A 24,233-nucleotide genomic window follows, 5' to 3' on the forward strand; every position below is an offset into this window, starting at 1 on the left:
TATGTAATTTGAAAATTAAGGCGACATCGGCCAGATATGCCGAAGCCCCGGGACGAAATGTTGCTATTGATTGCGCCCAGCCCACCAGTTTCATCATTTCACTGCCATCCATATGCTGCGCGGAGAAAGGAATACTGAGCAATCCCAAACTGACCTGCACCACTAACAACATCAAAATCAAAATATCGACTGGGGTACTGGTCGCCCTGATTCGTGGGTTGGTTAACCTGCGGCGCAGCAACATAACCCCGCCCACCAGCATCATGACACCACAAGCGCCACCGGCAAACATCGCCATTTTCTGTTTTGTGGCTATCGGCAGGAAGGATTCATACATCCAATGTGGCGTCAGCATGCCCAGGACATGGCCGAAGAATATTCCCAGAATACCAATATGGAATAAATTCGATGCCAGCCGGACACCTTTCTTATCTAACATCTGACTGGAACCTGCCCGCCAACTATATTGCCCATAGTCATAGCGCAGCCAACTTCCCAGTAAGAATATCGTCAGCGCCAGATAAGGATAAATATCAAAAAAGAATTTATTCAGGAAGATCATAAACTGACTCCTTTGCTATCCACTGCGGTGGGGGATAAAACGGCTTTCTTGGCCTCTGATGCAGATTGGATACTCAGATATTGGGGAAAGACCGCGCCAGAGGCGCGTTTTTGCTGCATATTTTGTTGGGCAGAGGAGCACCCCTCTGCACCAAGGAACTTCACCTGCTCCTCTTCCCATACCGCATCCAGAGCTTTTGGGGTGTCATCGCGCGTTTCACCCGCCACTTTGGTGCCAAGATTCTCACAGCGGATCTCACTGCCTGACAGAATTAATAACAAATCAAATAATTGCGCATATTGGCTATCGCGCTGCTGCAAACGCGCGCCCAAGAGAGCCAGAATTGGGGCAATATCCTGTAACCCGGCTCGACTTTCTTGTTGCGGTTGATTAGCCAGATACTCAAGATAAAGCGGTAGGAAATCGGGCAACTCTTTGCAATTCAGTACCAATCCGGCCCGTTGATATTGCGCCATTAAGTCCACCATCGCCTGGCCGCGATCCCGTGACTCGCCATGTACATGCTCAAATAACAGCAGTGAGGTAGCTCGGCCGCGATCAAATAAACCGCAATAGCTGGCCTGACAATCAAGCAGCTCGCTACCACACAATGTCTTGATAAATTGCCGCACCGACTGGCGTTGCTCCGTGGTCAATTCAGCGGCCTCATTGAGGGCATCACACAGTTCTTGCTGATATCGCCACAAATCCGCATCCGGATATTCCAGTAAGCGTGAAATTATTCTCAAACTAATCATTGGCAACCCCCTGATCAGTCTTACGAGTCACATCCACAGCATCAATGCGGCGGCTATTAAACAAATTGAAACGAGTATCACTGCCGTGGCAACCATCACCAAAACTAAAACCACAGCCTTTGCTTTCTGGGAAAGCATCACGGGCGATTTCGCGGTGGCTGGAGGGGATAACAAAGCGATCTTCATAGTTGGCAATAGCTAAATAGCGATACATTTCCTTCGCTTGCGCTTCGGTTAGCCCGACCGCCTCCAGCGCACTGAGGTCAATTTTGCCGTCAACGGTTTCGGCCCGCTTATAGTGCCGCATCGCCAACATCCGTTTTAATGCCACCAATACCGGCTGGATATCTCCTGCGGTCAATAAATTGGCCAGATATTGCACCGGGATCCGCAAGCTTTCTACATCGGGCAGCACGCCATTGTGGGGCAATGCGCCTGAATCCGCCGCTGACTGAATGGGTGACAATGGCGGCACATACCAGACCATGGGCAAAGTGCGGTATTCCGGATGCAGTGGCAATGCCAACTTCCATTCCACCGCCATTTTATATACCGGCGAGCGCTGGGCGGCCTCAATCACACTTAATGGAATGCCATCTTGTGCCGCCTGCGCAATCACCGCGGGATCGTGAGGGTCAAGGAAAATAGCCAATTGCCGCTGATACAGATTTTGTTCATCTTCAACCGACGCCGCCTGCTCAATGGCATCGGCGTCATACAGCAGCACTCCCAGATAGCGAATGCGGCCAACACAGGTTTCAGAGCACACCGTCGGCTCACCAGATTCAATCCGTGGGTAACAGAAAATACATTTTTCTGATTTGCCACTCTTCCAGTTGAAATAGATTTTTTTATACGGACAGCCGGTCAAACACATCCGCCAGCCACGGCATTTATCCTGATCAATCAGCACAATACCGTCTTCGGCGCGTTTATATATCGCCCCACTGGGGCACGTCGCCACACAAGCGGGGTTGAGGCAATGCTCGCATAAACGCGGCAAATACATCATGAAAGTATGTTCAAATTGCCCATACATTTCTTTCTGGATATGGGCAAAATTCTGGTCTTTAGAGCGCTTTGAAAACTCCCCACCCAGAATTTCCTCCCAGTTCGGGCCATTTTCGATTTTTTGCATCCGCTGACCGGTTATCAGTGAACGCGGGCGCGCCACCGGCTGATGCTTACCGGCGGGGGCGTTATGCAAATGCTGATAATCGAAATCAAAAGGCTCGTAGTAATCATCTAACGCGGGCACATCCGGGTTGGCAAAAATCTTGGACAGCACACCAACCCGGCCCCCCATGCGGGGGGTTAATTTGCCATTAATCTTGCGGATCCAGCCGCCTTTCCACTTAGCCTGATTTTCCCAATCATGGGGGTAACCCAAGCCGGGCTTGCTCTCGACATTATTAAACCAGGCATATTCCATACCTTCACGGCTCGTCCAAACATTTTTGCAGGTCACCGAACAGGTATGACAACCAATACATTTATCCAGATTCAGCACCATGCCAACTTGTGAACGGATTTTCATTTTTTGCCCCCGGCATTGCCCGCATTCTGCTGTTCGTCATCCAGCCAATCGATATTATTCATCTTACGCACCACCACGAATTCATCGCGATTAGAACCTACCGTGCCGTAATAGTTAAAGCCGTACGCCAATTGCGCGTAACCGCCAATCATATGGGTTGGTTTCGGGCTAATGCGGGTGACGGAGTTATGGATCCCGCCGCGCTGACCGGTAATTTCAGAACCGGGGATATTAATAATCCGCTCCTGGGCGTGATACATCATGGTCATCCCCGACGGAATTCGCTGGCTAACTACCGCCCGAGCCGTTAATGCACCATTGCTGTTAAAGGCCTCAATCCAGTCGTTATCTTCAATGGTCAACTCCTTAGCATCCTCTTCACTCAGCCATACTATCGGCCCCCCGCGAGAAAGGGTCAGCATCAGCAAATTGTCACTGTAAGTGGAGTGAATTCCCCACTTCTGATGCGGCGTCAGGAAGTTAAGTGCCTTTTCCGGATGGCCGTTGGGCTGCCTATTGAGCAACGGCTGTGCGGCACGGGTATCAATCGGCGGGCGATAACACAGCAAACTTTCGCCAAAAGCACGCATCCATTCATGATCCTGATAAAGTTGCTGACGGCCTGAGAGGGTGCGCCAAGGGATCAGCTCATGAACATTGGTGTAACAGGCATTGTAAGAAACATGTTCATCTTCCAGACCTGACCACGTCGGGCTGGAAATAATCTTGCGCGGCTGGGCCTGAATATCACGGAAACGAATTTTTTCATCTTCTTTATTCAAGGCCAAATGGGCATGTTCTCGCCCGGTCAACTGCTCCAGCGCGCGCCAGGCTTTGACGGCAACCTGCCCATTGGTTTCAGGGGCCAATGATAAAATCACTTCTGCGGCATCAATGGCGCTGTCAATGATGGGACGCCCTGCGGCTGGCCCGTCACTGCGGGTATGATTGAGTTTTTTGAGGAAATCGATTTCGGTTTGGGTATTCCAGTTAATGCCTTTGCCGCCGTTACCCAACTGGTCCAACAGTGGCCCCAGGGCGGTAAAACGCGCATAAGTGGCGGGATAATCGCGCTCGACCACCATAATATGCGGTGCAGTCTGGCCCGGAATCAGCTCACATTCGCCTTTTTTCCAATCTTTTACCCCGTAAGGTTGCGCCAATTCGCCCGGCGAATCATGCTGGATAGGCAAAGTCACCACGTCGGTTTCTTGCCCTAAATGCCCAACACAGACACGGGAGAAAGTGTCGGCGATACCTTTATAAATATCCCAGTCACTTTTAGATTCCCATGCGGGGTCTACCGCCGCCGACAACGGGTGAATAAACGGATGCATATCCGAAGTATTCATATCGTCTTTTTCATACCAGGTGGCGGTGGGCAAAATAATATCGGAATAAAGGCAGGTACTGGACATGCGGAAATCCAATGTCACCACCAAATCCAACTTACCTTCGCCGCCCTGATCTTGCCATTCGACCTCCTGGGGCATCACTCCGCCCTGCTGCCCCAGATCCTGGCCCTGAATACCATTTTCAGTTCCCAACAAATATTTGAGCATATACTCATGCCCTTTGCCGGAAGACCCTAACAAGTTAGAGCGCCAGACAAACAGGTTGCGAGGGAAATTCTCTGGGGAATCCGGCTGCTCAGCGGCAAATCTCAATGCCCCATTTTTCAGACTCTCCACCGTGTATTCCACCGGTGTTTGCCCCGCCTGCTGCGCGCGGGCGGCAATGGTCAAAGGGTTACAATTGAGTTGCGGGGCTGAAGGTAACCACCCCATGCGCTCAGCGCGCACATTCAGGTCAATCAGACTTGGGCTAAAGCGAGTGCTGTCGGCAAGTGGCGATAACAACTGGGTGGTGCTGACGGTTTCATAGCGCCACTGGCTAGAATGATTGTAAAAAAATGAGGTGCCATTCATATGGCGCGGTGGGCGCTGCCAATCCAGACCAAATGCCAAAGGTAACCAACCGGTTTGCGGGCGCAATTTTTCCTGCCCAACATAATGCGCCCAGCCCCCGCCACTTTGCCCGACACAACCGCAGAAAATAAGCATATTAATCAGGGCGCGGTAGGTCATATCCATGTGATACCAGTGGTTGATACCGGCTCCCACGATAATCATTGAGCGGCCATGAGTTTTCTCGGCATTCTCGGCAAATTCGCGGGCAATGCGGATAATATCCTGACGTGCTACACCGGTAATTTTCTCCGCCCAAGCCGGGGTATAGGCTTTAATATCATCATAACTGCTGGCGGTATTTTCATCGTGTAAACCACGATCCAGACCATAGTTGGCCATCATCAGGTCATAAACGCTGGTCACCAGTGCAGTAGTGCCATCGGCCAATGGCAGCCGTTTTACCGGCAGCTGATGTTGCAGCACTTCTTCCAAGGCCACACTTTGGAAATTCTCACTGATTTCGCCGCCAAAATAAGGGAAACCGACACTCGCGAGCTCATCGTGCTGCCCCAGCAAACTCAGTTGCAGCAAGACTTCCTGCTGTGATTTCCCGGCGCGCTGCTCAAGATTCCATTTGCCCTTTTCGCCCCAGCGATAACCAATAGATCCTTGCGGAGCCACTAACTGCCCGCTGATGCTATCTATTGCAATGGTTTTCCATTCAGGGTTATTGGCCTCGCCGAGGTTATCCACCAAATCAGCAGCGCGCAGCAACCGCCCGGCCGCGTAGCCCCCCTCAGCACGGGGTTCCAGTAACACCAGCATCGGCATATCGGTGTACTGGCGCATATACTCCACAAAATAATGGCTTTGTCGCTGAAGATGAAATTCATTCAAAATGACATGGCCCATCGCCATCGCCATCGCACTATCCGTGCCCTGCTTAGGATTCAGCCACTGGTCACATAGCTTTGCCACTTCCGCGTAATCGGGGGTGACGGCAACCGTTTTGGTGCCTTTGTAACGAACTTCCGTAAAGAAGTGCGCATCCGGTGTCCGGGTCTGTGGCACATTAGACCCCCAGGCAATAATATAAGACGAATTATACCAATCAGCAGATTCCGGCACGTCGGTTTGTTCACCCCACGTCATCGGCGATGCCGGGGGCAAATCACAATACCAATCATAAAAACTAAGACAAACCCCGCCAATCAGCGAAAGATAACGCGCGCCCGCGGCATAGGACACCATCGACATCGCCGGAATAGGCGAAAAGCCAATAATCCTGTCGGGGCCATATTGCTTCGCGGTATACACATTCGCCGCCGCAATCAGTTCATTGACTTCTTGCCAGCTGGAGCGAACAAATCCCCCCCGTCCCCGTGCTTGTTTATAGCTTTTGGTCTGTGCGCTATCGCTAACAATAGCGGCCCAAGCATCAACCGGATCACTGTGCTGCAATTTCGCCGCGCGCCACAACTGGAGCAGGGTTTTGCGCATCATCGGATATTTAAGCCGATTGGCACTGTATAAATACCAAGAATAACTGGCACCTCGTGGGCAACCGCGAGGTTCATGGTTAGGTAAATCTGGGCGAGTGCGCGGATAATCCGTTTGCTGAGTTTCCCAGGTCACCAAACCGTTTTTAACATAAATTTTCCAGCTACATGAGCCGGTGCAATTCACTCCATGAGTCGAACGCACCACTTTGTCGTGCTGCCAGCGGCTACGATAGCCGTCTTCCCAATCGCGATTGGTGTCCAGCGTTTGGCCGTGGCCCTGGGCGAAAGGCTCGGCAAGTTGTTTAAAATACCGAAACCGGTCAAGAAATTTACTCATCCGGAGATCTCCTGATTGAGGGGCCTAAGGCCCGGTTTATTTTTATAAGTGGACTCACATGGCTCTTGTTGCGAATAAATATTCCTATCCTACTGATTAACGTGGTTTTTTAGTCGCCATCCCCTTATTGAGCTTGCGGCCATACACCAACCAGGTGATCAACACGCAGACCACATAAAAAATCACGAAAAGCTTCATAGCCCCCGCCGGTGAACCGGTCAGGGCCAGTGAAGTACCAAAGGATTTGGGAATGAAGAAACCGCCGATAGCGCCAATGGCGGAGATAAAACCCAAGGCCGCAGCTGACTCACGGACAGCATCCTGCTGTGCTTGTTCATCACTGCCCCCCGCCTTCTGCACCCGGTCGATGGTCAGTTTGCGAAAAATCACGGCAATCATTTGGAAAGTCGAACCACTGCCTAATCCTGCCGTCAGGAACAGCAACATAAACACGCCAAAGAAAGCGAAGAAAGAACCGGCAGTGCCCGCAGTGGGCAAGGTCAGGAACAGTAACCCGGCAAAAATGGCCATCAGGATAAAATTGATCAAAGTGACGCGAATACCACCGAAACGGTCAGATAACGCCCCCCCCAGCGGGCGCGCTAATGCCCCCAGCAATGGGCCGAAAAAGGCATAATGCAGAATCACCACTTCTGGAAACTGCGTTTTCGCCAACATGGCAAAACCCGCCGAAAAACCGATAAACGAGCCGAAAGTTGCCAGATACAAAATGGACAAAATCCATAAATGGCCGCGTTTCAAGACCGGCAACTGGGCGGCAATAGAGGCTTTTGTCGCCGACAAATCATTCATGCCAAACCATGCCGCCGCACTAAAAATCAGCAAAAATGGGATCCAGATATAGGCCGCATTTTGCAGCCACAGCTGGCTGCCATCGGCTTGTGGATAACCACTGCCGACCCACGCGCCAAACATCCCCACCGAGATAGCAATAGGGGCAAGCAGCTGCATTACACTTACCCCAAGGTTGCCTAACCCGCCATTTAAACCCAGTGCGCCACCTTGCTTCGCTTTCGGAAAGAAGAAACTGATGTTGGCCATGCTGGAGGCAAAGTTCGCACCGGCAAAACCACATAACAACGAAATCAGCACAAAAGTTCGGTAAGACGTGCTGTTATCCTGCACCGCAAGCCCCAGCCATAAGCAGGGCACAATCAGGAATAAGGTGCTCATGGCTGTCCAGCGGCGGCCACCAAAAACCGGTATCACAAAGGAGTAAGGAACGCGCAAAATTGCACCGGATACCGACGGCAATGCCGTCAACATAAATAACTGTTCGGTGGTGAAGTTAAACCCGACTTTGTTCAGATTCACCGCCACAGCACTAAAGAGCATCCAGACACAAAAGCTCAGTAACAGTGCGGGAATGGAAATCCACAAATTCCGGCGGGCAACACGTTGCCCCACTTGTTGCCAGAATGGCGCATCCTCTGGCTGCCATTGTTGAATAGCGCGACCACCGGGTATTTTTGCCGGGATTGCCGAAGAATTGGCGCGGGTTGTTGGAGCAGAAGAGTGCGACATAAAAACCTCAGTAAAGGTGACCGCAACGGGACGTAATGCGCCACCCTAGGCACCTGAGGCCATTTCAAAGTTGATTTACATCAAGAGGAGGTGAAGTTAACTTTCAGCTAACAATAACCCTACATCATTAGTGGGTAGTACTCCGCGGTATAAAAAGCTATTAATTTTCAATATGTTGTTAGGGTGCAATTTCTATAAAAACCACACACCCGACCGGCAGACTATTAGTGGGTACTCCATATTGGTTATGGGGTAATCGACGGGGATGATGAAGAATGGTTAGCAACCATCCCATTCGGGGTATTTTCGCCCCCTTTGCTCTTCAGGAATAACCATGAGTGAACAAGAAGCCGCAACCATTCTGCTGATAGATGACCATCCGATGCTCAGACATGGCATTAAGCAATTAATCAGCATGGCACCGGGTTTATCCATCGCGGGGGAAGCCTGTAATGGCGAGCAAGGTATTATTCTGGCAACCCGTATTGACCCGGACTTAATCATGCTAGATCTGAATATGCCAGGAATGAATGGGTTGGAAACACTGGACAGATTGCGCCAACAACCGCTATCTGGGCGGGTTGTGGTCTTCACGGTGTCAGACCACCAAGATGATGTCATCAGCGCATTAAAACGCGGCGCTGATGGTTATCTGTTAAAAGATATGGATCCAGAGGATTTATTAGTTTCTCTCTATGATGCTGCTGCCGGGCAAATGGTTCTTAGCGATGCATTGATGTCGATTCTCGCCAGCAATTTACGTGAAAATCGCCCTGATACTGAACGTGATATCAACACTCTCACCCCGCGTGAGCGCGATATCCTAAAGCTTATTGCCAAAGGATTGCCAAACAAAACCATCGCCAAGAAATTGTTAATTGCTGAAAGCACAGTGAAAGTTCATGTCAAACATCTGCTGAAAAAAATGAAACTGAAATCACGGGTTGAAGCCGCTGTTTGGGTCGTCCAAGATAAAGTGCTGTAGTTCACTGCGCCAGTTTAGTGAGTAGAAAATTGCGCAATACCACCGCCTGATTCTGTTCAACATCACGGCTGCCATATAACAAGGTCATTATGATCTTAACGACTGGCATCCGGATGCTGAGTTTTTTAAAAATAAACGCTAAGATATTGACTATCAGATGGTTATCTTCGATCTTTAACAGAAGGAAATATAATGAGCGTTAAAATCATTGCCGTAGATATGGATGGAACCTTTCTCAACGATCAGATGAACTTTGATAGGCCGCGTTTTAGCGCCCAATATTCTCAACTAAAAAAAGAAGGGATAAAATTTGTGGTTGCTAGCGGTAATCAGTATTACCAGTTAATCTCATTCTTTCCAGACATTGCCCACGAAATTGCATTTGTTGCCGAAAATGGTGCTTATGTCAGCAATGAAAATACTGAAATTTTTTGCGGTAAAATATCAGACGAAGAGACTAATAAAGTTCTAAACACCTTATTGCCTATTCCCTACCTCGATATAATGGTTTGTGGCAAAAATAGCGCTTATATGTTGAGCTCTTCAACCCCTGATTTTTTTACTACCATGAGCAAATATTACTATCGTCTTAAAGTTATTGATAATTTCAATCAGGTCGATGAACCAGCATTCAAATTTGCCATCAGCTTACCCAATGAAAAATTAGCTGATTTTATGACATTTATTGAAGCGGAGCTCACTGGCATTGTCACCCCGGTGTCCAGTGGACATGGCTCTGTTGACCTGATAATCCCCGGTGTGCACAAAGCGAATGGCATCAAACTGCTGCAAAAAATATGGGGGGTCAAAGATGAGGAAGTAGTGACCTTTGGCGATGGGGGAAATGATGTTGAAATGTTGGAATATGCCGGTTTTGGCTATGCTATGTCGAATGCGTCAGAAAAGATTAAAAAAATAGCTAACTATCAGACGGATTCAAATAATAACGCCGGGGTACTCAATATAATCGATAAAGTTTTAAATAAAGAAACCCCTTTCGCATAAGTATAAATAGGGGGGAACCCTCAATGCCCCCTTTCCGCTCATTAGCGATAACGTCGCCCCCAAGTATCCGGGGAGCAATACATCTATTTCATCTTAATTAGAATGGTGCGGTGCTGATTTCCTATGCTACTGATTACAATACATTCTGATACACTGGAATACCGCTTAATACAAAATAATATCATTTGATGATACATAGCTTTACTGCATTTAATATTGGTTGTTATTTAATATTAAAATTAATTTTTATATATTTATTATTCATATAACTAATTTCACGCTATAAAATATAAATACAATTAAAATTCAGCCACATAATTATGTGGGTGGAAAATAATCATAATATCAACATGCGAATTCATCATTAGTGGCTATATTAATATAACTGCACCACTTAATTTTATAAATAATAACGGGAAATATATTTTAACCTCCACGTATTAATTTATTTGTAATGAATGCATTTTTCACACTAAACCCATGAATAAAATAAATTTATAGGTTGCGGAGAGATATTATGATTGAAACAAAAGAACCTATCGCCATCATCGGCATTGGATGCCGCATGCCCGGAAATGCTTTCAGCCCAAATGATTTATGGAATATATTATTTGCCGGGATAGATGGTATTACCGAGGTACCTGATGACCGTTGGAATAACGCGGAGTATTACGATCCAGACCCGAATAAAGCGGGAAAAGCGAGAGTGTCAAAAGGTGGGTTTATTAACGAAATGGATCAGTTTGATAATGAATTTTTTAATATATACCCCTCAGAAGCTGACAGTATCGACCCCCAACAACGCTTGTTATTACAAACCACATTTGAAGCCTTAGAAGACTCAGGCGACATTCTGGCAAGATTCCGAGGTTCACAAACGGCTGTCTATATTGGAACCTCTGGTAATGACTATCAGGATATTCAGGCCAGCCCCGATAACCGCTATCGCATCAGCCCGCAATCAAGTATGGGCAGTGTGCAGACTTCATTAGCTAATCGGATTTCATATTTGTATAACCTGAAAGGCCCGAGCATTACATTAGATACCGCCTGCTCAGCATCGTTGGTTGCCGTGCATTTAGCGTGTCAAAGTATCTGGCATAGGGAAGCTGCCCAAGCCATTGCGGGCGGCGTAAATATCATGATTAATCCCGCGACAACAATCATGTTGTCCAAAGGCAATTTCCTCAGCCCTGACGGCGCATGTAAATCCTTTGATGAAAGTGGTAATGGTTACGTCCGCAGTGAAGGGGTGGGTTTGGTTTATCTTAAGCCTCTCACTCAAGCATTAGCCGATTGTAATAAAATATATGGGCTGATCCGCGGTTCGGCCTGTAACTCCGACGGTTTCACCGCCATTGGATTTACCACACCAAACCCTACCGCCCAAACCGCTATGCTGCAGGATGCCTACCAGGATGCTGGAATCAATGTGAATCGGGTGCAGTTTATTGAAGCACACGGTACCGGTACCTCAGTAGGTGATCCACTTGAAACTAAAGCTTTTTCCAATATCTTTGGCGATCGCCCAGCAGATAAGCCACTGCTTATAGGCTCAATAAAAAGTAATATTGGCCATTTAGAATGGGGCGGCAGGTATCGCCGGTTTAATCAAGCTAGTCCTGTGTCTTCATCATAAACAGATCCCCGCAAACCTACATTTCAATCATGGAAATCCAAAAATTAATTTCGATAACTGGCACCTAAAAGTGGTTGATAAAAACCAAGAATGGCCGGCAACTATCGATAATTTACCCCGTTTGGGTGGAGTTAATTCCTTTGGCGCTGGAGGCACTAATGCTCATGTGGTGATAGAGGAATACGTTCCTGATACTGAAATTATTGTGGGTCTGCAAGAAGCTGAAGATATCCAGCCAGAAGTTAATTTATTTACTTGTAGCGCAGCAACTGAAGAAGCTTTAAAGGCGCAACTAACGGCTTACCGGAATTATCTTTCAAATACCGAACTTTCATTAAATGACTTATGTTTCAATGCGGGCCAACATCGCTCGTCATTACTTTACCGTATTGCCATTGCCTGTCGCAGTTTGGTTGACCTACAACAAAAAATTGATTCGTACTTAAATGGTGAGCAACTCATTGGGGTCGAGATAGGCCAAGAAAGCACGAAGAAACCTCGGCTGGCATTCATATTTACCGGCCAAGGGCCGCAGTGGTATGCCATGGGCCGCCAGTTAATCGAAACTGAACCTGTTTTTCGTCACGTGGTTGAGAAAATTGGCTCCCTTTTCCAAAAAATAGCCGGCTGGTCACTATTAGAGGAGATGGAACGGCCCGAATCCGATTCTCGTATTAATGATACGCGAATTGCTCAACCCGCCATCATGGCACTCCAAATAGCATTGGTCGAATTATGGAAACACAATGGAGTCAAACCTGATGGGGTTATTGGGCATTCCATTGGGGAAATTGCAGCAGCATACACTGCTGGAGCACTCACTCTAGAACAAGCAGTACAGGTGGTATATCACCGCAGTAGAGGCCAACATACAGCAGCAAATCTGGGGGCCATGTTGGCGATTGGTCTTAGCCAGACCGCGGCAGAAAGCTTAATTGCAGAGGCTACAGACCACATCTCTATCGCTGCAGTTAATGGGCCGGAAAGCATCACACTAACCGGTGATAAAGAACCCTTAGACGCTATTGCCCGGCAGTTAGAAACACAAGAGATTTTTCATCGTTTTTTGAAAGTGGATGTGCCTTTCCACTCCTATCATATGGAGCCACTGAAAGATGAATTAATCAACTCACTCAGTGAGTTAACCCCCTCACCCTCTCAGATTCCCCTGTACTCCACCGTCACAGGGAACCAAGAAGACGGCCGCCATTTAGTGGCCGCCTATTGGTACCATAACGTTCGAGACCCGGTATATTTCGCCCCTGGATTAGCCAAAATGCTGGAAGATGGGTTTGATACCTTTATTGAAATTGGCCCCCATCCGGCGCTGAGCAGCGATGCCCAAGAACTGTTCACCAAAATGAATATCGAGGCATATATATTCCCCTCAATACGCCGTAAAGAAGATGAGCCATTACGGTTAAAGCAAACCCTTGCCGCCTTGCAGATTGCGGGTTACCCCATGGATTGGCATAAGGTTTGCCCCGGAGCCCTTCGGCGCTTTGATTTACCCCGCTACGTTTGGCAACAAAAACACTTTTGGCATGAAAGCCTTGCTCAGCAGCAAAGACGCCTCCAGTTACGCCTTCATCCTCATATTACTCTGCATCAAGACTCCGGAATAAGTGCAGAAAAACACACCTTTAGCCTTTTCCTCGATCCACTGGCAGAGCCCTATTTAAGTGATCATCGGGTGACCGATATGATTGTTTTCCCAGGTGCCGGGCATATGGAGGTTGCTACCGCTGCGGCTCAGAAAGCCTTTGGTGATGCCTTTAGTGGATTGACCGATATTCATTTTGACATTGCACTGTTTTTACCGGAAGACGGAGAAATGCCAGAAATCATGCTGGAAGTTTATTCGCAGGAATGTCGTTTTCAGATAATGAGTCGGGAGCGAGGAAAGGCGGATGCTGCATGGGTTCAGAACTCGAAGGGTTTTATGAATTGTCTGGATGAGAAACCCGCACCGCCGGTCATTGCGTTAGCGGATATACAACGGGAGGTAAATGAACCACTATCACCACAACCTATGTACACAGCCGTAAAACGTGCAGGCCTGGCCTATGGCCCGATGTTTAAGATTATTCAAAATTTTTGGACCGCGCCTAATAAATTGCTGGCTAAAATTGTGCGGTCAGAAAATTTGCAATATGGTATTGAGCACTTCCTGCTTCACCCCACACTGTTTGATGCCTGTATCCATTCTCTTTATGCGACGCGCCGGTTGGATGCTAATGAAGAGTTAGGGCTTTATTTACCTATCTACGTTAAACGCTATAACTTCTTCCAGCGCCCTCAGGGTTCCGTACTGTGGTGTTACCTCAACATCTATAAAGCCAGCGATCAGGTATTACACAGTGATGCCATTGTGATGGATGACAGCGGCACTGTGGTAGCGCAAATGATTGGCGTACAACTTAAGTATATTGCTGGTTCGCGGGAACACGACGAGAATACGGCCTACAGTGGCTGTTATGAATATGAGTGGCAACCGCTAAACGAGCCGATACTGAGCCCGCAGCTGGGGACGGATATACTACTGGTTACCGATAACAGCAGTGAAAATAACCGCCTGATTCAGGCATTGCTAGAAACTGGGGCCAATGTCATCACCTTAGGGGAAGCCCAGGGTGCTGACTGGCAGATTGATTTACAAGACCGCAAGGCCGTGCTCACCGCCATAAGCGAGATAAAAAACCGCTACCCAACCCTGAGCAGAATTGTGAATGCTCTGCCCTGGAGACAAACCGGGGATGAAAATCTGTCTTCACGTATCGAAACGCTGATTTGGCAAAGTGTGAATCTTAACCATGCCATTATCGAAAATGAACTCCTTGCCGTCGTCTGGACACTGAATTGTGGTTCCGATTTAGTGATACCGGATGATAAACAGCTTAATCTGGTGCAGGCTCCGCTCTACGGTTTAAGCCGAACCATGAACAACGAATACCCCTTTGCTCGCTGTAAAATCATTGATTTAGGTGATGGCGGAGAACAAGAGCTCGCTGTCGCCGCAGCATTGATGGCATCCATTGATAGTGGCGGAAATGAAACTGAGATTGCCCTGCGTGATGGTCAGCTATTTGTTCATCGGTTGAATAAGGTTATCCCTCTGCGGGCCCAGCAAGCAGCGGCCAAAGCGCTGACCGGTTGTGGTAGCTATTATCAAGCTCGCTTAGCCGAACCCATGAACCTAAATTCTGTTGAGTTTAACCAGTTTGCCCCCCCGCGATTGGCCGCTAATGAAGTTGAAATAGCGGTAAAGGCCGCCGCATTGGCAGCAAAAGACCCGTTGGCAGAGGAAATGAGCCAAGAGTGCGCGGGAGTGATTACGCGGATAGGCTCCGCAGTCAGTCATTTTAACGTCGGTGATGAAGTTATCGCTATCACCGGCAAGGGTATCGCGGGTATGGCGGTCGCGGCAGAACATTGCCTGGTACATAAACCGGCACAGCTCTCATTTGAGCAAGGTGCGATTCTGCCGCTAGATTATTTAACCGCCTACTATGGTTTATACACATTAGCGCATATGCAATCTGGGGATAAAGTATTAATTCACTGCGCGACTCAAGGCATTGGCATTGCCGCTATACATTTGGCACGACGATCTGGCGCTGAAATTTTCGCCACCACCGATAGCGAAGCTAAACGTGTTTTTCTCTGGGCAATGGGTGTTCCCCATGTTTACGACAGCAATAAACTCAATTTCCATCAACAGATACTTACTGATACTACCGGAGAAGGGGTTGATATTGTCCTAAACAGCCTCGGCGGTAAGAGTGTGGTGCAAAGCCTAAAATCATTACGCCCATTTGGTCGATTTATTGAAATCAATCCCGGCAATATTGCTGAAAACGACTTTTTCCTCACCAAATTGCTCGAGAAAAACCTGAGTTACTCAGTGGTTGATATTAATACCCTTATGCACCAACGACCGCTAGCCGCCACCGAACTCTTTTCTAACGTTATTGCTTTATTCAACAATGACCGCCCCTTGCAATCACACCCCTTTACCGTATTTCCCGTACCTGAATTACAGGCGGCATTGGCTTATAGGGCTAAAGAGCTTCAGGTTGGTAAGGTGGTAATCAACATGGACGGCTACAGCGTTAATGCATTGCCAGCGCTGTCTTTACATCTCAAGGCAAACAAAATCTATCTCATTACCGCCGGTGCCAGTGGGCTGGGCATTGAGCTGGCGAAATGGTTGGTGGACAAAGGGGCGAGAAAGTTGGCTCTGGCCAGCCGTTCAGGGCCAAAAAACGATTATGACCGCCACACTATTGCCCAATTACAGCAACAAGGGGTGGAGATTTTTCTGCCGGAAGTCGATGTCAATTCAGCAACCGCAGTCAGTAATATGGTAGCGCAGCTTAAAACTACAGCACCGATAGGCGGCGTTATTCATGCCGCGGCATTGATGCAAACCGCACTCATCAAGAATATGGAACGCGCTGACCTGCTTCCTGCCATCTCGGCAAAAGCTTTTGGTGCCTGGAATTTGCATCAAGCTTTACGCCACGACCCTCTCGATTTCTTCCTCTCGATATCTTCCATCGCATCAGTTTTTGGATTGGCGGGGCAAAGCAGCTACGCCGCCGCAAATAATTTCCTCGATAAACTGACACGCTATCGCCAGCTGCAAGGGCTAACTGCACAATCGGTTAATCTCGGATTACTGGGCACTTTTGCTGGCATATCCAAAAATTCAGCGGGGTTGGTGAGCTCGTCAGAAAATCAAGGCTGGATTTCAATGAGCCAGAAACAGGTCACCGCCAAGCTTGAGCGCATCATTTTGGATGGCGGTGTTGTACGAATGGCCGCGAATGTCGACTGGGTTCGTTTCCGGGATAATTTTGACCATTTACGCACCGATCTGCGCTTTGCCCACCTGTTGTCCGACGAATCCCTCAATATCAAAAGTAAAGCGGGAAGTGATGACAGCCTGCGGGAGAAAATTCAGTTACTGAATACTGAAGATGCAGTGCAAACCATCAAGCAATACCTGATTGATGCGTTGGCCCGTATTTTGGGCAATACCGCGGATAAGATTGATGCTGAAAAATCTTTGTCCGCGATGGGGCTGGATTCTCTAATGATGAATCAGTTGCGCCACTGGATCCAACTAAAACTAGAGATAAATTACCCACTGATGCGCATGGTTAAAGGGCCAAGTTTATCCGAACTGGCAGCACAACTTCAGCAGGAATTGGTCAACACCAAAACACCGCAGGTGCTGGCCGGCGATACCTCAGGTATTACCACGGAAGATGATATTGAAGTTCTCCATAAATGGTTTGTCCGTCGCAAGAGAGCTGAAGGAGAAAAGCCGAAAAAAATCAAACTATTCATGATGCCATCTATGGGCGCAGGTGCCTCAATGTTTGCCCATTTTCTGTATCACCCCCCCGGTGATTGTGAGGTATATGCCATTCAATCACCGGGACGGGAAAACCGGATAGATGAACCAAACTATACCCAGATTCCTCCCTTATTGGCCGACCTTGAAAGTGCGCTGGATAAGTTATTAGCCGAAGAAAAACAACAATATGGCTGGGACGGCGAGCGGGTATTTTATGGGCACAGTTACGGCGGCATTATCATGTTTGAACTCTATCGTTCATTACGGGCAAAAAAACAGCAATTACCCATTCACTTCTTTGTTTCAGCAACTATGGCCCCACAACTCACAGGAACATGGAGAGAAGTTGATGTAATGCGTGCAAGTGCTGACTCATCCGCCTCTGAGCAAAAAATACTCGGTTTAATGCGCTATATCGATGATGTGGAGTTTGTTAAACAGATTTTACCGGGGATACGCCGCGATATGCCATTACTCTTAAGTTATGAATATCAAGATGAGGAGCCATTATCTTGCCCTATTACCGTATTTTCGGCCATTGAAGATGATGTCACTCGGGTTGATGAGATGGCGCAATGGAAATCACAAACCACAGCCTCATTTAAACAATACCTGGTACATGGAGACCACTGGTTTGTCAGTCGAAATAAGGAATTCATCGCTAAGGAAATAGCGGAAAACCTGGGTGAACAGTGAAAATAATATTGCCCACATAAACCTGGGCAATGAAATCCTATTCCGCAGTAAAGAATAGCGCGACCTGTTTATTACACCGACTCAAATATTATGATGAGGTCTTATGTCTAATACCAGCACCATCAAAGCCGAAATTTTTACCATCGTCCAGGCACTGCTGGAGCAAAAGGCGCAACAAATTACAGATAATACGCCACTGATCGGCAGTGACAGTCTATTAGATTCTATGAAATTGGTTGAGCTGTGCCTTATTTTGGAAGACAAAGCTTCGCGGTTAGGCTTTGAGTTCGATTGGACATCTGATGCCGCTATGTCGCAGTCTCGTAGCATGTTCAGATCTGTCGGGTCATTGACCACTGAGTTTATCAATCAGATGGAGTCTAAAAAATGATTGTCATTACTGGAGCAAGTAAGGGATTAGGCAGAGCCATTTGTAACAGATTGATATCGAAAGGTATTAATGTATTTGGGTTGGCCAGAAACGTAGATAATATCCCTTTTACCTCAATGCGTTGCGATGTGTCCTCTTACGACGATATTAAAAACGTCGTACGCAAACTTAAAACGGATGGTGTTAAGGTCATCGGGCTGGTTAATGCAGCGGGCATTGCTGCAATGAATCTCGCGGTGACGACGCCAGCAAGTGTGTCACAACATATTATTCAAACTAATTTATTGGGCACTATATATTGCTGTCAGCAAATAGCGCCATTAATGCTGAGAAATAAAACAGGTTCAATAATTAATTTTTCAACTATTGCAGTTGCTCTCGGGTTGAAAGGAGAATCTATCTATGCCGCATCTAAGGCCGGGGTCGAAGGATTTACCCGCGCCTTTGCCAGAGAAATGGCGGACTTTAATATAAAGGTAAACTGCATTGCGCCTGGCCCGATAAATACTCACCTATTAAACGGAATTACCACAGAACAGATTGAAAAAATCGTCTCTCAACAAATCATCCCCAAACAGTTTACCCCTGAAGCGGTAAGTGACTTAATTGAGATATTATTTGATGCGCGCAGCAGTTCCCTTTCTGGCCAAATTTTACATATTGGTGGTGTATAAAAGCCATGAAGTTGCTTGCAAAACTTGCTGGGATTTGGAACGGCGTTGACCATCCCTTTATTATTCACAGCAACCATACGTTAAAATTCTCGCAAATAACTGCTCAACATACTGTTGACTTGTCCCTTATAAAAACAGGTGATGTGGTGGCGCTTATTGGCGACTTTAATCCACCCTCGATCCTCACGCTCCTGCATCTTATAGACCTGGGTGCTATCATTGTTCCTCTAACCAATGAAACCACTCACCAACATACCTATTTCTTTGAATCGGCATTAGTCGATATATTGATTAAAGATGGCCGAGTTACCCGAATATACCATCATCAAAAAAACAGCCTTATAAATGCACTTAGAGCAAAACATCATGCTGGTCTGATTCTTTTTTCTTCCGGGACTACCGGCCGTCCTAAAGCAATTCTGCACGACTTGTCCCTATTTCTTCAGCGATTTGATACCCCTCGACCAGCGCATATAACCATTAACTTTCTGCTCTTTGATCACATCGGAGGTATTAATACGTTATTTCACACCCTCTTCAATAAAGGCGTTATCGTGGTGCCAGAGGCAAGAAAAATCGACTCAGTTTTGGCAGTCTGCAAGAAATATGCGGTTGAAGTTCTCCCTACTACACCTACCTTTCTAAGGCTAATGCTGATAAGCGGAGCCATCCCCGGCAAGATACCGGCCTCTCTCAAAATAATAACATACGGCACTGAGCGTATGGACCAACCCACTCTTGATGAACTGTGTCAACTGCTGCCTTTAGTGGACTTTCGTCAAACTTTTGGCAAACTTTTGGCATGTCTGAGCTTGGCATTGTTCGAACCAAGTCTGAACGCCGAGACAGTCTTTTCATTAAAATTGGTGGCGAAGGTGTAGAAACAAAAGTTGTTGGCAACGTTTTGCAAATACGCTCGCAATCGAGAATGCTTGGATACCTGAATGCCCCCAACCCCTTTGATGACCAAGGCTGGTATGACACTAAAGATGTCGTGGAAATAAAAGATCAATACTACAAAGTGACAGGCCGCATAAGCGAAGTTATTAACGTGGGGGGGTTAAAATTTATGGCTTCTGAGGTTGAGCGAGTAGCACTTAATTATCCGAATGTAGCACTTGTAAAGGCTTATCCTCAACAAAACCCCATTACCGGACAACATGTTGAATTATTGGTACAACCGATAAGCGAAGGTGAGATAAACAAAAATTCACTTATGGCATTCTTAAAAGAAAAATTACCACCCCATATGGTGCCCATGCGTATTCATTTCGATAAAATCAATATTGGACACAGATTTAAAAAATAATTCATATTTTAATTTTATAAACTCAATATATTTCACTTCAACATCACTACACACCAAAGATAGCGCAATTATCAGTCAAGCAGAATATTTAAATCGGCAATCCAGGCCACTGCTGGTGCTTATGTTTAGTGCTTAACTAACGGGTTCAACCGGCGCAAGTGCGGGATACTGACCAAACTCTATGACTTCGATGGGTATCCCTGCCCCATCAAATTCCATCCCACCAACCCAACCCCACTCATAAAAAGTTAACGGGCATTAAGCCCGGTTTGGTATTTACCTTTTAGCTCTAACTGTCTCAGGTAATCCATTACGCGCGTAAGCGCTAAGACTTTCATAATATGTCATCCAGCCATGGTCACATATATGTCACTACAAAAAGACAACGAATAAATAACAATATGATTTACATAGTAAATGTCGTGATCTAAATAATGATTTGACTTAAGTCGCAACTTTGTAATAGTTTACATCTAACTTAAGAATTATCTTAAAGATTCCCTGGTGTTAGCCTATTGGCATCCCTTATCAAACATACGGAGATAAGGGATTTTTTTATGCCAATATTCTGCCGAACATTACATCATAGCGCTATAATAGCTGACCCACGGGCAGGGGCGATTGAGCCAACAATCGTTGTTAAACCAACTATTACAGTAGGATTAAGTCTAGGCTCAAAGATGTAAATCAGTGTTTTTTTACTGTGAAAAATCGGTAAATAAATAGTAAGCAAATGATAAATCCCCCCCACCATCCAATACCAGAATGATAACCATCGCCTAAGTGCCCCTTGAGATTATGCTGTGGTGGGGAATTCGCCGACCTCGTTTCACTGATATTTCACTTTCATCCCCGCACATTGGCACCTGCATTCACCACATTCGGCTGAGCGCTGTCTCACAACGACTGATTAACCCAATCCAGTACCCATGCGATTGCAGAAAACAAAAATGCCGCCAAATTAGTGGCCTTAAAAGTCGCTTGTTAATATTTTTCATGCATTTGCTACATACCACTATATTTAATGGGGAAACCAATAGGTTCCATATACCACAGCCTTAACTTAATATTTTTTATGTATAACTATGTGATAAATACGATGCCAATAAAGGAGAATTCATATGGCAACTTGGTTATCAACGTTGGCAGGTAGCTTTTGGTCATATTTAGGTCAATATCAAAAACTATTTTTACGCTGCCTGCACCTAACTCTTGCTGCGCTCATCATTGTGCAGATACTTAACAGCAACGGCATGGGGTTCACTTCAGCTCAACAAATTCAACCGGATATCACCACGGAACTATTCACTTGGATGCACATATCCATCGGCATCACACTATTGTGCCTATGCGTTGTATTTGTTATTTATTGTTTATCGACCAGAGGAGTTCGCTATTTTTATCCCTATCTCTGGGGTGATTTCACTCAGATAGTCCGTGATCTAAACACACTCATTCGTTTCAAATTACCTGAGAGCGAACCTAGAGGCTTGGCAACATCCGTGCAAGGTTTAGGAATTGGCGCTCTTTCGCTTGTCGTTCTCTCAGGTTTTACATGGTTTATTTTATGGCAGTCAGGTTCAGCCTGGGCTGCAGATATGAAAAGTATCCATAAGACACTGACAGGCCTTATTGAGGTCTACATCATTGCTCATGGTGGTATGGGATTGATTCATTTCATACAGTGGCGCTATAACAAGCAATAAAATGGAGAAGGCCCAGCGATTAACTGAGCCTTCTAATTTTGTGGTCAAGCTGGTTTTATGAGCACTATTTCAGCGAAATCTTGCTTAGAAACTGTATTTAACACCTAACATAACGTTAGTTTCGCTATAGCCTTTATCGCCAATTTGTTGACCAACATTACCCCAAGCATTCAGTTGCTGATTGATATTCCCTTCAACACCGAGTTTCAGCTCAGCAATATTTTTCGCGCCAGCTTGTTCAATGGTCGCGCCATTCATGGTCACGCCAAACTCATTGGTATTATAGAGCCAATTGGCTTCGGCAAAAGGTTCAAAGCGTTGTCCTTTGCCATTGTCGCTCTTCATAAAGGCACGTATACCTAAGCGAGTTTGCACATTATTATCACCTTCGCCCTTAACCTGAGTGCCGTTTGTTTCGCGATGGTCATCTGCTTTTACCCCCATCCAGACGGCTTGTGCTTGCGGTTGAATAAAGTAGCTATGGGACTTATCTGCGCCCACTTTGAAAGTGTATCCCCCTTCCAGTGAGGCGCTAGCCCCCTTGGAGTCATACTCTTCGCGGGCTAAACCTTCGCCATCCACACTGTTATTAAACCAGCTATATTGCACCCAGCTGTCTGCATAAGGGCCCGTCTGTTCTGCCAGGTTAGCAAACCAGGTGCCATAGATACCCACGCTGTAACCATCGACTTTACTTTTTGCATTATAGCCGCGAGCATTGGAGGTTGTTGTGCTGCGACTGTTACCGTAGCCCGCCATCAAACCTACGCGCCACAAGTCTTGGTCATTGCTATTCCAGCGCAATACATCGCCCCCTAACTGTACGACATAGCGATTTGCCTGCGTCTTCAGTTGGCCACTGGTATCATGTGAGCGGTTATGCCCACCTTCATTACGCAGCCACATACTGGTCATTTTCCTCTCACCACTCAGTGGATCGAAATATTCCATTTCTGCCTGACGATCACTGAGCCGGTTGATAAACATATTATTAGCCGCTGCCAGGTTAGCAATATAGCTTCCTGCCTCTGGGCGTTTTATATGTTGCTCAAGGCGAGGTGGCGTAGTGCTATCACCTGAATCTTCATCAGCTATATTTGATGACAGATAATAATACATTGGATCCGCTGCACTTCTGGTTGTGCCATCAGTTGTGCCATGACGATGACTTTTTAACTCATAATCATAAGCGCCAGCGACAATACGCCCTGCTTGAGTAAAAGTACCGTCAATATTGCCATCCACTTTAATTAACGGAATACCGTGGAGGGTTTTAGCACCAGCACCGCCAGCTTCATGAACATAAACGGTGGTATTACCTTTCACATCGCCAGTTATCCACAGTTGGTCTTTTTCTGAATCGTCATCACTGTTTAACTTTGTATGGAAATGCAGTGCACCATCAAGGCTTGAATAATCGCCCTCTAGTTTTAGCCGATGGTGACCCTCTTCTCTATGTTCAGGGTCCGTCGAGTCATCAATATAGAGGGAGCCATTATTGTGTACGTTTGCTTTCAAATAGCCGGTAGCGGCTAAATAAGTCTGTGTATTGGGTTTATCTTTGTTACCAATATAAATATTTTTACTTTGAATAATAGGGTTGTTTTCAGCCCCACCCTGCAAAATAAGCCCGCCAGAATTAATGTAAGTGTCGCCTTGATAGATATTATTGCCCGATAATACAATATGACCGGAGCCTTGCTTGGTTAATGTACCACTGCCCGCGATAACGCCAGAAAAGTTAGTATTACTTTGCTCATTACCAATAACAAAATTGTTATTGCCAAGTTTAATCGTACCATCCCCCTCAATTAAGCCAGCATGGACATAATTATTACCTTCTCTGCCTGATGTGTCAGAGAAGTCAAAGGTGCCAGAGCCCATCAGTGTTGCGTTATCAGCATCTGCTTGAGATTTAAATGTAACCAGACCATCTGAATCGATAATTGCACTCCCTGCAGAGCTATTACCAAAGAATTCTGCCTTAGCCCCTGTAGCGAGAGAAAGCGTGGCGTTACCTGCGGAGCTATTATGATAAAACCTAACAAAACTATCAGCATTAAAATTCAATGTAGCGTTACCTGCAGAGCTATTATCATTGAATACAGCATAAGCACGTTCATCGAGAGAAAGCTTAGCGTTCCCTGCGGAGCTACTACCATAAAACCACACTGAATTATAATAATTAAGATTCAATTTGGCGTTCCCTGCGGAACTACTATCATAAAACCACACTGAACTATCTTCATTAAAATTCAATGTGGCGTTCCCTGCGGAACTACTATCATGAAACCGCACTGAACTATGATTAT

Annotated in this window: 15 protein-coding genes; 9 read left to right on the forward strand and 6 right to left on the reverse strand. The window is 46.5% G+C overall.

Annotation, left to right across the window (positions count from 1 at the left end; translation table 11 throughout):
- From narI to YROHD0001_RS01110, 5 genes are all read right to left on the reverse strand, one after another.
- The coding region (gene narI, locus YROHD0001_RS0118815) for a respiratory nitrate reductase subunit gamma (protein ID WP_032818297.1) at nucleotides 1-562 on the reverse strand (562 nt) is incomplete at its 3' end.
- Complete coding sequence (narJ, locus tag YROHD0001_RS01125; RefSeq protein WP_032818289.1) at nucleotides 559-1,320, reverse strand: nitrate reductase molybdenum cofactor assembly chaperone; 762 nt, start codon at nucleotides 1,318-1,320, stop codon at nucleotides 559-561. The genes narI and narJ, both read right to left, overlap by 4 nt.
- Nucleotides 1,313-2,857: a nitrate reductase subunit beta gene (gene narH, locus YROHD0001_RS01120; RefSeq protein WP_032818292.1), complete on the reverse strand. Its 1,545-nt coding sequence runs from the start codon at nucleotides 2,855-2,857 to the stop codon at nucleotides 1,313-1,315. Before narH ends, narJ begins: the two co-directional genes overlap by 8 nt.
- Nucleotides 2,854-6,606, reverse strand: coding sequence for a nitrate reductase subunit alpha (locus YROHD0001_RS01115; RefSeq protein WP_004716667.1), 3,753 nt, complete (start codon nucleotides 6,604-6,606; stop codon nucleotides 2,854-2,856). The genes narH and YROHD0001_RS01115 overlap by 4 nt, the downstream gene beginning before the upstream one ends.
- A gap of 96 nt (nucleotides 6,607-6,702) precedes the next feature.
- Entirely contained in the window at nucleotides 6,703-8,151 is a 1,449-nt protein-coding gene (locus tag YROHD0001_RS01110; protein ID WP_004716668.1) for a NarK family nitrate/nitrite MFS transporter, read from the reverse strand.
- A gap of 334 nt (nucleotides 8,152-8,485) precedes the next feature.
- Between YROHD0001_RS01110 and narL the strand changes: the two genes are divergently transcribed.
- The 9 genes from narL (at nucleotide 8,486) to YROHD0001_RS01080 (ending at nucleotide 21,921) form a co-directional block, all read left to right on the forward strand.
- Nucleotides 8,486-9,136, forward strand: coding sequence for a two-component system response regulator NarL (gene narL, locus YROHD0001_RS01105; RefSeq protein ID WP_004716669.1), 651 nt, complete (start codon nucleotides 8,486-8,488; stop codon nucleotides 9,134-9,136).
- 192 nt (nucleotides 9,137-9,328) lie between these two features.
- Nucleotides 9,329-10,141: a Cof-type HAD-IIB family hydrolase gene (locus YROHD0001_RS01100; protein WP_004716670.1), complete on the forward strand. Its 813-nt coding sequence runs from the start codon at nucleotides 9,329-9,331 to the stop codon at nucleotides 10,139-10,141.
- A 517-nt stretch (nucleotides 10,142-10,658) separates the two neighbouring features.
- Nucleotides 10,659-11,780: a beta-ketoacyl [acyl carrier protein] synthase domain-containing protein gene (locus YROHD0001_RS19470; RefSeq protein WP_004716671.1), complete on the forward strand. Its 1,122-nt coding sequence runs from the start codon at nucleotides 10,659-10,661 to the stop codon at nucleotides 11,778-11,780.
- A gap of 70 nt (nucleotides 11,781-11,850) precedes the next feature.
- Nucleotides 11,851-17,841: an SDR family NAD(P)-dependent oxidoreductase gene (locus YROHD0001_RS19380; RefSeq protein WP_004716672.1), complete on the forward strand. Its 5,991-nt coding sequence runs from the start codon at nucleotides 11,851-11,853 to the stop codon at nucleotides 17,839-17,841.
- 103 nt (nucleotides 17,842-17,944) lie between these two features.
- Entirely contained in the window at nucleotides 17,945-18,232 is a 288-nt protein-coding gene (locus YROHD0001_RS01090; RefSeq protein WP_004716673.1) for an acyl carrier protein, read from the forward strand.
- Nucleotides 18,229-18,906: an SDR family oxidoreductase gene (locus tag YROHD0001_RS01085; RefSeq protein WP_032818294.1), complete on the forward strand. Its 678-nt coding sequence runs from the start codon at nucleotides 18,229-18,231 to the stop codon at nucleotides 18,904-18,906. The genes YROHD0001_RS01090 and YROHD0001_RS01085 overlap by 4 nt, the downstream gene beginning before the upstream one ends.
- Nucleotides 18,907-18,911: 5 nt before the next feature.
- Nucleotides 18,912-19,787, forward strand: a complete 876-nt coding sequence (locus YROHD0001_RS19385; RefSeq protein ID WP_004716675.1) for an AMP-binding protein — start codon at nucleotides 18,912-18,914, stop codon at nucleotides 19,785-19,787.
- The gene (locus tag YROHD0001_RS20700) at nucleotides 19,709-20,215 is read left to right on the forward strand and encodes an acyl-CoA synthetase family protein (protein WP_200891552.1); all 507 of its coding nucleotides are present in this window, start codon (nucleotides 19,709-19,711) and stop codon (nucleotides 20,213-20,215) included. Before YROHD0001_RS19385 ends, YROHD0001_RS20700 begins: the two co-directional genes overlap by 79 nt.
- Before the next feature lie 1,121 nt (nucleotides 20,216-21,336).
- A complete protein-coding gene (locus YROHD0001_RS01080) occupies nucleotides 21,337-21,921 on the forward strand; it encodes a cytochrome b/b6 domain-containing protein (RefSeq protein ID WP_004716677.1) in 585 nt (194 codons plus the stop codon).
- An 84-nt stretch (nucleotides 21,922-22,005) separates the two neighbouring features.
- On the opposite strand, the gene YROHD0001_RS01075 is transcribed toward YROHD0001_RS01080, so the two are convergent.
- Nucleotides 22,006-24,233, reverse strand: a 2,228-nt coding sequence (locus YROHD0001_RS01075) for an autotransporter outer membrane beta-barrel domain-containing protein (protein ID WP_248631004.1), incomplete at its 5' end; no start/stop codon positions are given.

Origin of the sequence: Yersinia rohdei ATCC 43380 (genome assembly GCF_000173775.1) — a bacterium.
Lineage (GTDB): Bacteria > Pseudomonadota > Gammaproteobacteria > Enterobacterales > Enterobacteriaceae > Yersinia > Yersinia rohdei.

What these genes read in the sequence shown, in the direction of transcription:
- YROHD0001_RS01090 (WP_004716673.1), top strand. Translation starts at nt 17,945, where the DNA reads ATGTCTAATACCAGCACCATCAAAGCCGAAATTTTTACCATCGTCCAG.
- YROHD0001_RS01115 (WP_004716667.1), bottom strand. Translation starts at nt 6,606, where the DNA reads ATGAGTAAATTTCTTGACCGGTTTCGGTATTTTAAACAACTTGCCGAG.
- YROHD0001_RS01110 (WP_004716668.1), bottom strand. Translation starts at nt 8,151, where the DNA reads ATGTCGCACTCTTCTGCTCCAACAACCCGCGCCAATTCTTCGGCAATC.
- YROHD0001_RS01080 (WP_004716677.1), top strand. Translation starts at nt 21,337, where the DNA reads ATGGCAACTTGGTTATCAACGTTGGCAGGTAGCTTTTGGTCATATTTA.
- narJ (WP_032818289.1), bottom strand. Translation starts at nt 1,320, where the DNA reads ATGATTAGTTTGAGAATAATTTCACGCTTACTGGAATATCCGGATGCG.
- narH (WP_032818292.1), bottom strand. Translation starts at nt 2,857, where the DNA reads ATGAAAATCCGTTCACAAGTTGGCATGGTGCTGAATCTGGATAAATGT.
- YROHD0001_RS01100 (WP_004716670.1), top strand. Translation starts at nt 9,329, where the DNA reads ATGAGCGTTAAAATCATTGCCGTAGATATGGATGGAACCTTTCTCAAC.
- narL (WP_004716669.1), top strand. Translation starts at nt 8,486, where the DNA reads ATGAGTGAACAAGAAGCCGCAACCATTCTGCTGATAGATGACCATCCG.
- YROHD0001_RS19385 (WP_004716675.1), top strand. Translation starts at nt 18,912, where the DNA reads ATGAAGTTGCTTGCAAAACTTGCTGGGATTTGGAACGGCGTTGACCAT.
- YROHD0001_RS19470 (WP_004716671.1), top strand. Translation starts at nt 10,659, where the DNA reads ATGATTGAAACAAAAGAACCTATCGCCATCATCGGCATTGGATGCCGC.
- YROHD0001_RS20700 (WP_200891552.1), top strand. Translation starts at nt 19,709, where the DNA reads ATGTCTGAGCTTGGCATTGTTCGAACCAAGTCTGAACGCCGAGACAGT.
- YROHD0001_RS01085 (WP_032818294.1), top strand. Translation starts at nt 18,229, where the DNA reads ATGATTGTCATTACTGGAGCAAGTAAGGGATTAGGCAGAGCCATTTGT.